A 17150-nucleotide genomic window follows, 5' to 3' on the forward strand; every position below is an offset into this window, starting at 1 on the left:
TCAAGCTCCTTCGTCCATCTGCTGCGCTGTCGCTTCGAACTCGTCCAACTCGCTCTGGCTGATGTCCACCAACGGGAAGTCGGAGGGGGTGTGGCCACCGATACCGGTGTCGGCGTCGACGTCCGTGGTGTGCGTGGTCAGTCCGGTGAGCATCGCTGCCCAGCCGTCCAGCAGGCTCCGGGCGGCCGACTCCGCCAGCAGCTCGGACGGCCAGGACACGATGAGGGTGAGCTGCGGGCCGTCGGGCAGGTCGTGGACGATGCCCATGACCTCCAGGGCGTGCATGACCGCGATCCGGTCGTTGGCGCCGCCACCTCGGCCACCGTCACCGGCGGTCTGCCAGGCATGTTGCTCGGCGGGCCGCTGACCCTGTTTGCCCTGGTGCTGCTGGCCGGGGAACCGGCCCAGGTAGTTGAAGCCGATCTGGGCGGTGGGCAGGGTGGTGAGGGCGGGCGCGGTCTCGGGGTTGAGATACCGGAGCATCCCGTAGCCGAGCCCGTCTCCGGGGACGGCGCGGAGCTGTTCCTTGATGCGCTTGATGGCCCGTCCCGCCACGGCCCCGCCGGAGCGCAGCTCCATGACGTCGACGACGCCGACGTCGAGCCGCACCGGGTAGCTGCTGGTGAACCAGCCCACCGTACGCGTCAGATCCACGCCCTCCGCCAACGGCACCCGGCCATGGCCCTCGAGGTCCAGCAGGACCCCGGGCGTGTCCTCCTGGCCCTGGCGGCGCCGCCACTCGGCCAACGCCGCGGTCAGGCCGGTCAGCAGTATGTCGTCGACGCCCGCGTGGAACGCCGTCGGCACGGTGGTCAACAGCGCCGATGTGACCTCCGTGGACACCTTCACCGACAGCTGCCGGACGGTGGCGCCGAGGTCCCGCTCCGGGTCCACGGGCCGCGAGGTGAGGAGGGGGTCGTGGCCGTCCAATAGCTCGGTCCAGGCGGGAAGTTCGGCGAGCCGCAGTTGCCCGGTGGCCTCGGTCCGCAGGGCCCGGGCCCAGTGCCGGAAGGAGGTGGGCACCGGCTCCAGCACGACCTCACGGCCGGCCGCCAGCTCCGTATACGCCTCGGCCAGGTCGGGCACGAGGACGCGCCAGGAAACGCCGTCCACGACCAGGTGGTTGAGGAGGATCAGCAACCGGCCTGGGGTGTCCGGGCCGAGGTCGAACCAGACCACCTGCATCATCACACCCGCGCGCGGATCGAGCCGGTCCGCGGCGGCCCGCGACTGCTCGGCGATCAGGCGCTCGAGGTCATCCCCGGCCGCACTCGCATCGATCCGGTGCACCCACGGGGCCACGGACACGGTCGGGGGGACGTGCAGGCGAGCCTCGGGCTCGGTCTCCAGCCGCGCCCGCAGCATGTCGTGGTGATCGACCACCGCCTGAACGGCAGCGGTCAGCGTCTCGAGCCGCATCCCCGCCGGAGCCACCACCACCGTGGACTGGAACACCGCACCTATGCGGTCTGCTCCGGCCCGGTCCAGCAGCTCATGCATGACGGGGGTCAACGGCACCTCGCCCGTGCCCGGGTCGCCGCTCCCCTCCAGGCCACCGGGGGCAGCGGCATCATCGGCCACCAGCGCCAACTCCGCCGGGGTTCGTCGCTCGAACACCTGCCGGGCGCTCACGGCCAGACCGGCCTTACGCGCCCTCGACACCAGCAGCATCGACATGATCGAGTCACCGCCGAGCTCGAAGAACGACGCATCGGCGCTGACCTCATCGAGGCCAAGCACCTCGGCGAAGAGCCCACAGAGGATCTCTTCGGTCGGGGTGGCCGGCCCCCGGCCCACCACGGTGGCTGTGGCGTCGGGGGCGGGGAGCGCGGTGCGGTCCAGCTTGCCGTTGACGGTGAGTGGCAGCGCGTCCAGCACGACGACCGCCGGGACCATGTACTCCGGCAGCCGGTCCGCCGCGAACGCGCGTACCGCCGCCACGTCCAGTTCCCCGTTGGGGATCACATACGCGACCAGCTGCTTGTCCCCCGGCCCGTCGTCACGTACCACCACCGCGACCTGGCCCACGCCCTCGCAGGCGGCCACCACTGCCTCGATCTCGCCGGGCTCGACGCGGAAGCCACGGACCTTGACCTGCTCATCGACGCGACCCGCGAAGACGAGGTCACCGTCGGCGGTCCACTTCGCCAGGTCGCCACTGCGATACATCCGGTCGCCCGGGGCGGCGAAGGGGCAGGCCACGAAACGCTCGGCGGACAGGTCCGGGCGACCGATATAGCCCCGGGCCAGGCCCGCACCGGCGATGTAGACCTCGCCCGTGACGCCTACGGGTACCGGCTTGAGGAACTGGTCGAGCACATAGACGCGGGCGTTGGGGAGGGGGCGGCCAATCGGCGGGGCCTCCTCCAACTCGGCGTCCAGCGGAGTAGCGGTCGCGGTCGTGATGACAGTGGCCTCGGTCGGGCCGTAGGTGTTCCACACCCGCGCACCCGCCGACCACCGCCCAGCCAGCTCCGCACTCAACCGCTCCGCGCCCAGCACCCAGTTCCGCACACCCTGGACGGCATCCGGGTCCAGCACCCCGAGCAGCGACGGCACCACGCTTGCGACTTGCACGCCACACCGGCCGATCATCTCCTCCAGCGCCTGCGGATCCTTGCGCTCCTCCGCATTCGCCACCGCGAGAGTGCCGCCAGCGGCGAGGGTGACGGCGACGTCGAGGACGGAAGCGTCAAAGCTGAACGACGCGAACTGCAACGCCACTACGCCCGCGTCCATCCCCAGCACCGGACGCATCGCCTCGGCCAGATTCGCCACACCACCATGCGCGACAGCCACACCCTTCGGCCGCCCCGTCGAACCCGACGTATAGATCACATACGCCAACTGATCCGGGACAATGACCCTGCCTAGCGGCTCCGCCGAGAAGGCATCGGCACCGTCGAGGAGTACCACGCGGGCGTCACCGAGGGGGACGTCGGTGAGGCAGTCGGCCGTACCGAGGACGACCTCGGCGCCACTGTCCGCAATCACGAAACCCAGCCGATCGGCCGGATACTCCGGATCCAGCGGAACGAACGCCCCACCGGCCTTCCACACCGCCAACTCCGCCACCACCATGTCCACCGACCGCGCCAAACACAGCGCAACCCGCGACTCCCGACCAACACCGACTTCACTCAAAAGCCGCGCCAAGCGATTTGCCCGTCGGTCCAACTCCCCGTACGGCAGGACCTCTTCACCGCACCGCACCGCCACCCCATCCGGCGCCTCCGCAACCCGCGCCTCGATGCGCTCCACGATCGAACCGCCGGGCAGCGCAGCCTCCGTGGCATTCCACTCCGCCACCACCCGAGCCCGCTCCACCTCCCCCACCACATCAATCTCACTGACCCGCACCCCCGGATCAGCCGCCACCGCCTCCAACACCCGCACCAACCGCTCCACCAACCCCCGCGCCGTACCCACATCAAACAAATCCACCGCAAACAACAACGCCCCACCCAACCCCGCCGGCGCCCCCACACCATCACGGTGCTCGATCAGCGTCACCGACAGGTCGAAGCGGGCCACGGGGTCCGCGGTCGACGGCAGCGTGTCGACCTCCAGGCCGGGCAGCTCCCACTTCTCCGGCGCGGCGCTCTGGAGCGCCAGCATGACCTGGAACAGCGGGTTGCGCGCCAGCGACCGTTCCGGGCTCAGCACATCCACCAGCCGCTCGAACGGCACGTCCTGATGCGCGTACGCGGCCAGATCGGTCTCCCGCACCCGCGCCAACACCTCGTTGAACGTCGGGTCGGCGCTGACGTCCGTCCGCAAGACCAGCGTGTTGACGAAGAACCCGGCCAGGGCATCCATGGCCTCGTCGCCACGACCTGCGATCGCGGTGCCGATGGGGATGTCCGTGCCCGCGCCCAGCCGGGCCAGCAGCACCGCCAGTGCGGCCTGGGCGACCATGAACATGGTGGCGTTGCCCTGCTGGGCGGCCGCCACCAGCCGGGCGTGGGTCTCGGCGTCCACGTGCAGGGGCACCGTGCCGCCCCGGAAGGACGACGCGGGCGGGCGCGGCCGGTCGGTCGGCAGCGTCAGCTCCTGGGGGGCGTCGGCCAGGGCCGCGCGCCAGTAGTCCAGCTGACCGCTGATCACGCTGTCCGGGTCCTCGATATCGCCCAGCACCTCACGCTGCCACAGCGCATAGTCCGCGTACTGCACCGGCAGCGGCGGCCACCCCGGCGCGTCGCCCGCCCGACGGGCGGCGTACGCCACGCCGATGTCCCGCGCCAGCACGCCCATCGACCAACCGTCCACCGCGATGTGGTGCGCCACGATCAGCAGTACGTACTCCATGGGCCCGGTCGCCAACAGCCGGATGCGCCACGGCAGATCGGCGCTCAGCTCGAAGCCACGCCCGGATTGCGCCGCGAGTGTCGCGCCGAGCTCGTCCGGTGTGGTCTCCACGACGATCAGCGGTGGTCGACCCGCCTCGCCCTCCAGCACCCGCTGCCGGGGCTCGCCGTCCGTCTCGGGGAAGATCGTGCGCAGGCTCTCGTGCCGGTCGGCGACATCGCCCAGCGCGGCCTCCAGCGCGGCGATGTCCAGGTCTCCCGAAATCCGCAGCGCCAGCGGCAGGTTGTAGCCCGCGCCTTCACCGACGCCTTCGAGCCGGTTGAGGAACCACATCCGCTGCTGGGCGTACGAGAGCGGCAGCACCTCCGGCCGGGTCCGCGCCGTCAGCGCGGACCGGCTGGTGCCGTCCTCGCGGGCGTCGAGCAGCCGGGCGACCCCGGCCACCGTCGGCTCCGTGAACAGCCTGCCGATCCCGATGTCGGTGTCCAGCACTGACCGGATCCGGGCGATCAGCCGCATGGCGAGCAGAGAGTCGCCACCGAGCTCGAAGAACGAGTCTTCCGCGCCGACCCGCTCCAGGCCCAGCACCTCGGCGAAGAGCCCGCAAAGGATCTCCTCGGCCGGAGTGGCCGGGCCCCGGCCGGAGGTGGTGGCGGCGAAGTCGGGGGCGGGGAGCGCGGTGCGGTCCAGCTTGCCGTTGGCGGTGACGGGGAGGGTGTCGAGGGGGACCAGGGCGGTCGGGACCATGTACTCGGGCAGCCGCTCGGCCATGTACTCCCGCAGCCCGGTCAGGCCACTCTCGCCATCGCCGCTGCGTACGACGTAGGCCACCAGGCGCTTGTCGCCCTGCCGGTCCTCACGGACGACGACCGCGACCTGGCCCACACTCTCATGCGCGGCAAGCACTGCTTCGATTTCCCCCGGCTCCACCCGGAAACCACGGATCTTCACCTGCTCATCCGCCCGACCCGCGAACACCAACTCACCATCGGCCGTCCACCGCGCCAGGTCACCCGTGCGATACATCCGCCCACCCGTGAACGGGCACGCCACGAAGCGCTCCGCCGACAGCCCCGGCCGACCGAGATAGCCATGAGCGAGCCCGGCGCCCGCGAGATAGAGCTCGCCGTTGACGCCCGGGGGCACGGGGTTGAGGTGCTCATCGAGGACGAATGCCTTGGCGTTGTCGCGCGGTCGGCCGATCGGCAGCACTGCCGGAGCCACCGCCTCAGGAGCCACCCGATACGTCGTGGCACACAAGGTGGCCTCGGTCGGACCGTACAAATGCCGCACCACAATCCCCGGGCAAGCAGCCCTCACCTGAGCCACCGCACCAGCAGGCACCACATCGCCGCCGGTCAGCACCTCCGCCAGCCCCGACAAGCACTCCGGCGACTCCTCCGCCAACACACCGAACAGACCAGCCGTGACATGCACAGCCGTCAGCCCATGTGCCTTCACCAAGCTCGCCAACGCCATCGCGTCCAGCCGACCCGGCGGCGCCACCACCACCCGACCACCGCTCACCAACGGCACCCACACCTCAAACACCGCCACATCAAACGCATGCGGCGCATGCATCAACACCCGACCCCGCGCCGCCGCACTCCAACACCCATCCACCACCAACGCGGCCACCGCACCATGGCTCACCGCCACACCCTTCGGCACACCCGTCGACCCCGACGTAAACATCACATACGCCACATCCCCAGCCGAAACCACCCCCTCCGGCACCGGCGCGCCCTCCGGCCCACCGAACAACTCATCCACCGCCACCGCACCCGGCACCCCAAGACCCCCATCCGCCACCACCCAACCCACCTGCCCCAACACCAACCCCCGCCGCGCCACCGGCCACCCCACATCCACCGGCACAAACCCAGCCCCCACCCTCAACACGCCCAACCACACCGCCACCAACTCCACCGAACGCTCCATCACCACACCCACCAGATCACCGCACACCACACCCCGCGCAGCCAACCCACCCGCCACCCAATCCGCACGCTCGGCCAACTCGCCATACGACCACTCCCGGCCGTCCGCCCCCACCACAGCCACCGCATCCGGCGCCTCCGCCACCCGCGCCGCGAACAACTCCACCAACGACACCCCGGACACCGAACGCTCAGTGGCATTCCACTCCCCCACCACCCGCGAAAACTCGCCCTCCCCCAACACATCAATCCCACTGACCCGCACCCCAGGATCAGCCGCCACCTGCTCCAACACCCGCACCAACCGCCCCGCCAACAACCGCACCGTGCCCTCATCGAACAGATCGGTCGCATACAACAGCCCACCCACGAGCCCGGCCGGATCACCTTCGCTGTCCCGGCGTTCGGCCAGGGTCAGCGACAGGTCGAACTTGGCGGTGGACTCCTGCGAGGTGGCCTCCAGCGGCCCGACGCGCAACCCGGACAGATTCCACCGGTCCTGGGACGCGGGCAGGTTCTGGAGGACGAGCGTGATCTGGAACAGTGGGTTTCGGGAGAGCGACCGGGTCGGGTTGAGGTCTTCGACCAGCCGCTCGAACGGCACATCCTGATGCGCGTACGCCGCCAGATCGGTCTCCCGCACCCGCGCGAGCAACTCGTCAAAACCCGGGTCGGCGCTCAGATCGGTGCGCAGCACCAGCGTATTGACGAAGAACCCGGCCAGCCCGTCCAGCGCCGCGTCACCACGGCCCGCCGTCGCCGTGCCGATGGGGATGTCCGTACCCGCACCCATCCGCGACAGCAGAACCCCCAGCGCCGCGTGGACGACCATGAACATCGTCGCCCGGCCACGCCGCGCCAGCTCCACCAGCCGGGCGTGGGTCTCCGCGTCCACCTCCACCGGCAGAGTGCGCCCGTGGAACGTCGGCGTGGCCGGTCGGGGCCGGTCGGTCGGCAGGTCCAGCTCCTCGGGCGCGCCGGCGAGCGTCCGCCGCCAGTGGTCCAGCTGCCCGCTGATCACACTCTGCGGATCGCCGAGGTCACCGAGTACCTCGCGTTGCCAGAGCGCGTAGTCCGCGTACTGCACGGGCAGTGGCTCCCAGCCCGGGAGTCGGCCCTGGTGACGGGCGGTGTAGGCGGTCTCCAGGTCCTGCGCGAGGACGCCCATCGACCAGCCGTCCACCGCGATGTGGTGCGCCACGATCAGCAGGACGTAGTCCGTGGGGCCGGTCCTCAGCAGTCTGATCCGCCAGGGCAGATCGACGCTGACATCGAAGCCACGGCCCACGTGGGCCGTGAGGGCGTCGTCGATCTCGTCCTCGGTAGTGTCCACCACGACCAGCGACGGCCTGCCCGCGGCGCCTTCGAGCACCTGCTGACGCGGAACGCCTTCGCTCGCCGGGTAGATCGTGCGCAGGCTCTCATGTCGGTCGGCGACATCGCCCAGCGCGGCCTCCAGCGCCGCGAGGTCCAGGTCACCGGACATCCGCAAGGCCAGGGGGAGGTTGTACACCGCGCCCTCGCCCGCTCCTTCGAGCTGGTTGAGGAACCACATGCGCTGCTGCTCGAACGACAGCGGCAGCACCTCCGGCCGGGGCCGCGCCGTCAGCGCGGCGTGGGTCTGGCCGGTTGCCGCGCCCACCAGCCGGGCCACGCCGGCGGCCGAGGAGGCGGCGAAGAGCTCCCCGATGGTGAGCTCCGCCCCCAGAACGGCGCGGATGCGGGCGATGAGCCGCATGGCGAGCAAGGAGTCGCCACCCAGCTCGAAGAAGGACGCCTCCGCGTTCACCCAGTCCAGCCCGAGCACCTCGCCGAAGACCCCGGCGACGATCTCCTCGACCGGAGTGGCGGGGCCGCGCCCGGTGGCGCCGCCGAACTCCGGGGCGGGGAGCGCGGTGCGGTCCAGCTTGCCGTTGGCGGTGACGGGGAGGGTGTCAATGGCCATCACGGCCGCCGGGACCATGTACTCGGGCAGCCGCTCGGCCACGTACTCCCGCAGCCCAACCAGGCCACTCTCGCCATCGCCGCTGCGTACGACGTAGGCCACCAGGCGCTTGTCGCCCTGCCGGTCCTCACGGACGACGACCGCGACCTGACCCACACTCTCGTGCGCGGCAAGCACGGCCTCGATCTCCCCCGGCTCCACCCGGAAGCCACGGATCTTCACCTGCTCATCCGCCCGACCCGCGAACACCAGCTCACCATCGGCCGTCCACCGCGCCAGGTCACCCGTGCGATACATCCGCCCACCCGTGAACGGGCACGCCACGAAGCGCTCCGCCGTGAGGCGAGGGTGTCCCGTGTACCCACGGGCGAGTCCCGCTCCGGCGAGATAGAGCTCGCCCCTCACCCCGACCGGAACGGGCTTGAGGTGCTCATCGAGGACGAACGCCTTGGCGTTGTCGCGCGGTCGGCCGATCGGCAGCACTGCCGGAGCCACCGCCTCAGGAGCCACCCGATACGTCGTGGCACACAAGGTGGCCTCGGTCGGACCGTACAAATGCCGCACCACAATCCCCGGGCAAGCAGCCCTCACCTGAGCCACCGCACCAGCAGGCACCACATCACCACCCGTCAGCACCTCCGCCAGCCCCGACAAGCACTCCGGCGACTCCTCCGCCAACACACCGAACAAACCAGCCGTGACATGCACAGCCGTCAGCCCATACGCCTTCACCAAACCCGCCAACACCGCCGCGTCCACCCGACCCGGCGGCGCCACCACCACCCGACCACCACTCACCAACGGCACCCACACCTCAAACACCGCCACATCAAACGCATGCGGCGCATGCATCAACACCCGACCCCGCGCCGCCGCACTCCAACACCCATCCACCACCAACGCGGCCACCGCACCATGGCTCACCGCCACACCCTTCGGCACACCCGTCGACCCCGACGTAAACATCACATACGCCACATCCCCAGCCGAAACCACCCCCTCCGGCACCGGCGCGCCCTCCGGCCCACCGAACAACTCATCCACCGCCACCGCACCCGGCACCCCAAGACCCCCATCCGCCACCACCCAACCCACCTGCCCCAACACCAACCCCCGCCGCGCCACCGGCCACCCCACATCCACCGGCACAAACCCAGCCCCCACCCTCAACACGCCCAACCACACCGCCACCAACTCCACCGAACGCTCCATCACCACACCCACCAGATCACCACGCCCCACACCCCGCGCAGCCAACCCACCCGCCACCCAATCCGCACGCTCGGCCAACTCGCCATACGACCACTCCTCGCCACCGGCACCGACCACAGCCACCGCATCCGGGCAGGCAGCGGCTCGCGCCGCGAACAACTCCACCAACGACACCCCGGACACCGAACGCTCAGTGGCATTCCACTCCCCCACCACCCGCGAAAACTCGCCCTCCCCCAACACATCAATCTCACTGACCCGCACCCCAGGATCAGCCGCCACCTGCTCCAACACCCGCACCAACCGCCCCGCCAACAACCGCACGGTGTCTTCGTCAAACAGATCGGTCGCGTAGAGCAGCGAGCCCATCAGCCCCGTCGGCGCCCCCTCCTCGTCGCGGCGCTCGGCCACCGTCGCCGACAGATCGAACCGGGCGGCCGGGGAGGCGGCCGGGAGACCGCTCACCTCCAGCCCGGCCAGCTCCCACGGCCGACGGCCCTGCGGCAGGTTCTGCATGGTGAGCGACACCTGGAAGAGCGGGTGTCGGCCCAGCGACCGGGTGGGGTTGAGATCCTCGACCAGCCGCTCGAACGGCACATCCTGATGCGCGTACGCGACCAGGTCGGTCTCCCGCACCCGGGCCAGCAGTTCGGTGACCGACGGGTCGCCACTCAGGTCGGTGCGCAGCACCAGGGTGTTGATGAAGAACCCGGCCAGCCCGTCCAGCGCCGCGTCACCACGGCCCGCCGTCGCCGTGCCGATGGGGATGTCCGTACCCGCACCCATCCGTGACAGCACAAGCGCCAGCGCCGTGTGCATCACCATGAACATCGTCGCCCGGCCGCGTTGGGCGAGCTCCACCAGCCGGGCGTGGGTCTCCGCGTTCACCTCGAACGGCATTTCGCCGCCGGTGAAGGAGGACACCGCAGGTCGGGGCCGGTCGGTCGGCAGGTCCAGCTCCTGCGGGGCACCGGCGAGCGCCTGCCGCCAGTACTCCAGCTGCCCGCTGATGACACTCTGCGGATCGCCGAGGTCGCCCAGCACCTCGCGCTGCCACAGGGCGTAGTCCCCGTACTGCACCGGCAGGGGCTCCCACCCGGGCAGTCGGCCCGCGCGCCGGGCCGCATAGGCCGTGCCGATGTCGCCCGCGAGAATGCCCATCGACCAGCCGTCGGCCGCGATGTGGTGGACGGCGCCCATGAGGACGTACTCGGCCGGGCCGGTCACCAAGAGCCGTACCCGCCACGGCAGTTGGCGTCGGACATCGAACGGCTGGTTCGCGTACGCCGCGAGCTGCGCGGCCGCCTCATCCGCGGCGGTGTGCACCACCGTCAGCGAAGGTCGGCCCGCCGCACCGTGCAGGACCTGCTGGCAGGGGACGCCCGCGGTCTCCGGGAAGACCGTGCGCAGGCTCTCATGCCGGTCGGCCACATCGCCGAGGGCGGCTTCCAGCGCCGGGATGTCGAGGTCGCCGGAGAGCCGCAGGGCCAGGGGGAGGTTGTACGCGGCCCCCTCGCCGGTGGTCTCGAGCCGGTTGAGGAACCACATCCGCTGCTGCTCGAACGACAGCGGCAGCGTCTCGGGCCGCGGTCGCGCCGTCAGCGGCGCCCGGGACTCGCCGCCGAGCTCGCCCACCAGCCGGGCGACGCCGGCGACGGTGGGGGTGGCGAACAGATCGCCGATGCTGACCTCCGCGTCGAGGACGGCGCGGATGCGGGCGATGAGCCGCATGGCGAGGAGGGAGTCGCCGCCCAGCTCGAAGAAGGAGGCGTCGGTGCCGACCCACTCCAGGCCGAGGACCTCGCCGTAGAGGCTGCTGAGGATCTCCTCGGTGGGTGTGGCCGGGCCACGTCCCTCGGCCGCGTCGGTGAAGTCGGGGGCGGGGAGGGCGGCGCGGTCCAGCTTGCCGTTGACGGTGACCGGCAGGGCATCCAGGGCGACGACCACGGCCGGGACCATGTGGTCCGGCAGCCGCTCGGCCACGTACTCCCGCAGCCCGCCAGTATCCAGATCCCCGTCGGGGACGACGTACGCCACGAGCCGCTTGTCGCCGGGGCGGTCCTCCCGTACCACGACAGCGACGTGGCCGACACTCCGATGACCGGCGAGAACGGCCTCGATCTCGCCGGGTTCGACGCGGAAGCCACGCACCTTGACCTGGTCGTCGGCCCGGCCGCCGAAGACGAGTTGACCGTCCCCGGTCCACTTGGCGAGGTCGCCGGTGCGATACATCCGCCCGCCCGTGAACGGACACGCCACGAAGCGCTCCGCCGTCAGCCCGGGGCGGCCGAGGTAACCCCGCGCGAGCCCCGGCCCCGCGACATACAGCTCACCCAGCACCCCCACGGGGACCGGCCGCAGTCGCTCGTCCAGTACGTAGACGGCGGTATTGGCGATCGGACGGCCGATCGGCACCGGTCCGGACGGCTCCAGGGGAGCGCTCATCGTCGCGCAGACCGTGACCTCGGTCGGCCCGTACGCATTGACCATCCGACGGCCCGGTGCCCACCGCTCCACCAGCCCCGGCGGACACACCTCACCCGCCACCACCAGCGTCCGCAGACTCCCCGGCAGCTCCTCCACCGTCGCCAGCACCGACGGCGGCACCGTCACATGCGTCACACCAAACTCCGCCACCACCCCACTCAACGACCCCCGCGGCGGCAACCTGTCCACACCCGCCATCACCAACGCACCACCCGAAAGCAACGCCATACACATCTCCGACACCGCAGCGTCAAAACTCAACGACGCCAACTGCAACACCCGCGCATCAGCACCCACCGCAAACCGCTCGATCTGCGCAACCGCCAAATTCCCCAGGCCACGATGCGTCACCGCCACACCCTTCGGCCGCCCCGTCGACCCCGACGTATAGATCACATACGCCACATCATCGAGATCCACGGACACCACAGGCGCCGATTCACCCTCCGCAGACGCATCCCACACCAAGCACTCCACCCCGACCGGAACCAACCCCCGAGTCCCCTCCGAGCACACCACCAACACCGGCCCGGCATCCTCGACCATCCACCCAATCCGCTCCACCGGATACGCCGGATCCACCGGCACAAACCCCGCCCCCGCCTTCACCACCCCCAACAACACCGCCACCACATCCACCGACCGCTCCAACACCACACCCACCAGATCACCGCACCCCACACCCCGCGCAGCCAACACCCCCGCCACCCGATCCGACCGCCCCCCCAACTCCGCGTACGACCACTCCTCACCACCCGCACCCACCACCGCCACCGCACCCGGCGAAACGGCCACCCGCGCATCGAACAACTCACCCAACGGCCCCACCGGCACAACCCGGTCAGTCGCGTTCCACTCCCCCACCACCCGCGCCCGCTCACCGCACCCCAGCACCTCGACCTGGCTCACCCGAGCCGCCGGATCCGAGGCGACCTGCTCCAGCACCCGCACCAACCGCTCCGCCAGCGCGTGCGCGGTGGGCTCGTCGAAGAGGTCCGTGGCATACAGCAGATCGCCGTCGATCCCCGCCGGGTTGCCCTCGCCGTCCCGGTGTTCGGCCAGGGTCAACGACAGGTCGACCCGGGCCGCCGCGGCCCCGGGTGTCATCGACCGCACCTCGACGCCCGGCAGCTCCCACTCCTGCGGTGGCATCGTCTGCACGGAGAGCATCACCTGGAACAGCGGGTGCCGGGCCAGTGAGCGGGTGGGGTTGAGTTCCTCGACGAGGTGTTCGAAGGGCAGGTCCTGGTGTGCGTAGGCGGCCAGGTCGGTCTCCCGCACCCGGGACAGCAGCTCCGCGAAGGTCGGGTCACCGCTCACATCGGTCCGCAGGACCAGCGTGTTGACGAAGAAACCGGCCAGCCCGTCCAGTGCCGCGTCGCCACGCCCCGCGACCGCCGTGCCGATCGGAAGGTCCTTCCCCGCACCCATCCGCGACAGCAGCAGCGCCAGCGCGGCGTGCACGACCATGAACATCGTGGCGTCGCCGCGTCGCGCGAGCTCCACGAGCCGGGCATGGGTGGGCACGTCGATCCGTACCCCGGCCGCCCCGCCACGGTGTGAGGACACGGCGGGCCGGGGGCGGTCGGCCGGAAGTGTCAGCTCCTGGGGCGCGTCGGCCAGGGCCCGCCGCCAGTGGTCCAGTTGGGCGCTGAGCAGGCTGTCGGGGGTGTCCAGGTCGCCGAGGAGACGGCGCTGCCAGAGCGCGTAGTCGGCGTACTGCACCGGCAGCGGCTCCCACACCGGCGCCCGGCCCTCCCGACGGGCGGCGTACGCCACTTCCAGGTCCCTGAGCAGCAGATCCATCGTCCAGCCGTCCACCGCGATGTGGTGTGCGACGATCAGCAGGACGTACTCTGCGGGGCCGGTCCTCAGCAGCCGGATCCGCCACGGGAGGTCGGCGCTGAGGTCGAAGCGCTGCTCGGTCTGCTCGGCGAGCACCTGCTCGACCCGGTCGGCGGAGGTGTCGAGGACGACCATGCGCGGGCGCCCGGCCGAGGGTTCGAGGATGTGCTGGCGCGGCACGCCGTCCGTTTCGGGGTAGATCGTGCGCAGGCTCTCGTGCCGGTCGGCGAGGTCGCCAAGGGCGGCTTCGAGCGCCGGCAGGTCGAGGTCGCCGGAGACGCGGTAGCGCAGTGGCAGGTTGTACGCGGCTTCGCCGCCCTGTTGGGCCTCCTCCATCTGGTTGACGAACCACATCCGCCGCTGCCCGAACGACAGCGGTACGACCTCCGGCCGGGGCTGCGGGGTGAGCGGGAGCCGCACACCGCCCCCACTGGTGAGCTGCCGGGCGACCGCGGCGACGGTCGGCCCGGCGAACAGCTGCCGGATGCTCAGCTCGGTGTCCAGGACGGCGCGGATCCGGGCGATCAGCCGCATGGCCTGGAGCGAGTCGCCACCCAGCGCGAAGAACGACGCGTCGACGCCGACCTGGTCGAGGCCGAGGATGTCGGCGAACAGCCCGCACAGCGCCTCTTCGACGGGGGTGGCGGGGGCGCGGCGGCCGGTCAGGCCCGCGTAGTCGGGGGCGGGCAGGGCGTCGCGGTCGAGCTTGCCGTTCACCGTGACGGGGAGGGCGTCGAGCGCCATCACGGCGGCCGGGACGAGATGGTCGGGCAGCCGTTCCGCCACGTACTCCCGTAGCCCGGCCGTGTCCGCGTCCTCGCCGGGGACGACGTAGGCGACGAGGCGGCGGTCCCCGGGGCGGTCCTCGCGGACCACGACGGCGGACCGGCGGACGGCGGGGTGGGTGGCGAGGACGGCCTCGATCTCGCCGGGTTCCACCCGGAAACCGCGGATCTTGATCTGAGTGTCGGCCCGTCCGACGACGACGAGTTGGCCGTCGGGAGTCCAGTGGGCCAGGTCCCCGGTGCGGTACATCCGCCCGCCGGGGGCGCCGGGTTCGTCGGCGGCGGCGAACGGGCAGGCCACGAAGCGCTCGGCGGTCAGCGCAGAGCGGCCGAGATAGCCGCGGGCCAGGCCGGGGCCGGCGAGGTAGAGCTCTCCCGTGACCCCTGCGGGGACGGGCTGAAGGCACTCGTCCAGGACATACGTCTGCCCGTTCTCGAGCGGCCGTCCGATCGGCACGGGGGCGTCGGCGTCGGCCGGGGTGAGCGGGTCGCTCAGGGTGACGCAGACGGTGGCCTCGGTGGGGCCGTACGCGTTCAGCATCCGCCGCCCCGGCGCCAGCCGTGCCACCAGCGCGGGCGGGCACACCTCGCCCGCGGCCGCGACGGTGGTCACGGTGGCGGGCAGTTCGTCGGCGGCGGCGAGCACGGACGGCGGCGCGGTCAGATGTGTGACGCCGAACTCGGCGGCGACGTCGGCCAGCGACCCGTACGGCGGCAGCATGTCCTGGTCCGCCATGACGAGGGTGGCCCCGGCGGGCAGGGCGGTGCAGAACTCGGCGAACGCGGCGTCGAAACTGGGCGAGGCGAACTGGAGGACGCGCGCGCCGGGCCCGGACCCGAACCGGGAGATGTGGCTTGCCGCCAGGCTGCCCACTCCGCCGTGGGTGACCACGACGCCCTTCGGGGTGCCGGTGGAGCCGGAGGTGTAGATGACGTACGCGGGGTGCGGCAGCCGCTGCGGCCGGACGCGGTCGGCGTTCCCGGGGGCGGTGGCCGGGCGTGTCGCCAGCGCGGCGGTCACTTCCGGGGCGTCGAGGACCAGGCGGGGCGGCGTGTCGGCGTCCGGCACGTCCTCGGGGCCATCGCTGCGTGGCGTGGCCCCGGGCCCGCCAGTGCTCAGTACGGCCTCGGTCCCGTCGCTGCGTATCTCGGCCTGGGTCCCGTCGCTGCGTATCGCGGCCTCGGTCCCACCGACGCCCAGCACGGCCTCGGTCCCACTCGTGCACAGCACCAGCTTCGGCCGGGCGTCGGCCAGCATGAACGCGACCCGCCGCGCCGGATACCGGGGGTCTATGGGCAGATAGCCCGCTCCCGCCTTGACCACGGCCAGCAGCACGGCCATCAGCTCGACGGACCGCTCCATGGCCACGCCGACCAGGTCCTCGGGGCCGATGCCACGGGCGATCAGCTCGTGTGCCAGCCGGTTGCCGCGCTCCTCCAGCTCTGCGTACGTCAGGCCGCGCTCCGCCCCGACGACGGCCAGGGCATCGGGGGTTCGCCGCACCTGTGCCTCGAACAGCTCGGCCAGCGTGCCCTCCGGCACGTTCCGGGCCGTGTCGTTCCAGTCCTGGACGACGGTCGCCCGCTCGGCCGGGTCGAGGATCCGCAGCCGGCTGAGGGGCACGGTGGGGTCGGCGGCGATCTGTTCCAGCACCGCCGCCAGCCGCCCGGCCAGGGCCTGGACGGTGGCCTCGTCGAACAGCTCGGTGGCGTAGAAGATGTCGCCGCCGATACCGGCCGGGCTGCCGTGCTCGTCGCGGTGTTCGGACAGGTCGACGGAGAGGTCGAAGCGGGCGGCGAGGGAGCCGGGCGGGGTGGGGCGGACCTGGAGGCCGGGCAGGTCCCACTGCGCGGGCGGGACGTTCCGCAGCGACAGCATGACCTGGAACAGCGGGTTGCGGGCCAGCGAGCGCGACGGCGCGAGGTCCTCGACGAGGTGCTCGAAGGGCACGTCCTGGTGTGCGTACGCGCCCAGGTCGGTCTCCCGCACCCGGGCCAGGAGTTCGGTGAAGGCGGGGTCGCCGCTCAGGTCGGTGCGCAGCACGAGCGTGTTGACGAAGAAGCCGGTCAGCCCGTCCAGCGCGGCGTCGCCACGGCCCGCGGTGGCCGTGCCGATGGGAATGTCCGTGCCCGCGCCCATCCGGGCGAGGAGCGCCGCCAGCGCGGCGTGCACGACCATGAACACCGTGGCCCCGCCGCGCTGCGCGAGCCCGACGAGGCGGGCGTGGGTGGAGGCGTCGATCCGTACGGGAACCAGGCCGCCCGCGTACGACGACACCGCCGGGCGCGGCCGGTCGGCCGGAAGCGCCAGCTCCTGCGGCGCGTCGGCGAGAGCGTCGTGCCAGTAGGCGAGCTGGTCGCTCAGCAGGCTGTCCGCGTCGCCCCGCTCCCCCAGCAGCCGCCGCTGCCAGAGGGCGAAGTCGGCGTACTGCACCGGCAGCGGCTCCCAGACCGGCGCCCGCCCCTGCCGACGTGCTGCGTAGGCCGTGCTGAGGTCCCGTGCGAGGACACCCATCGACCAGCCGTCGGCCGCGATGTGGTGGGCCACGATGAGCAGCACGTACTCGGTGGGTCCTGTGGCCAACAGCCGTACCCGCCACGGCAGTTCGGTGCCGAGCTCGAAGCCGC

At 71.5% G+C, this 17150-nt stretch carries 1 protein-coding gene (cut by a window edge); it reads right to left on the reverse strand.

Annotated features, from left to right (window positions below):
- Positions 1 to 17150: the 3' portion of a non-ribosomal peptide synthase/polyketide synthase gene (locus tag KHP12_RS11990; protein ID WP_211832932.1), read on the reverse strand. Its footprint extends 3508 nt past the window's final position; the window shows 17150 of its 20658 coding nt (coding positions 3509-20658); its start codon lies beyond the right edge, outside the window; its stop codon occupies positions 1 to 3.

It is taken from the genome of Streptomyces asiaticus (assembly GCF_018138715.1).
Classification (GTDB): Bacteria; Actinomycetota; Actinomycetes; order Streptomycetales; family Streptomycetaceae; genus Streptomyces; species Streptomyces asiaticus.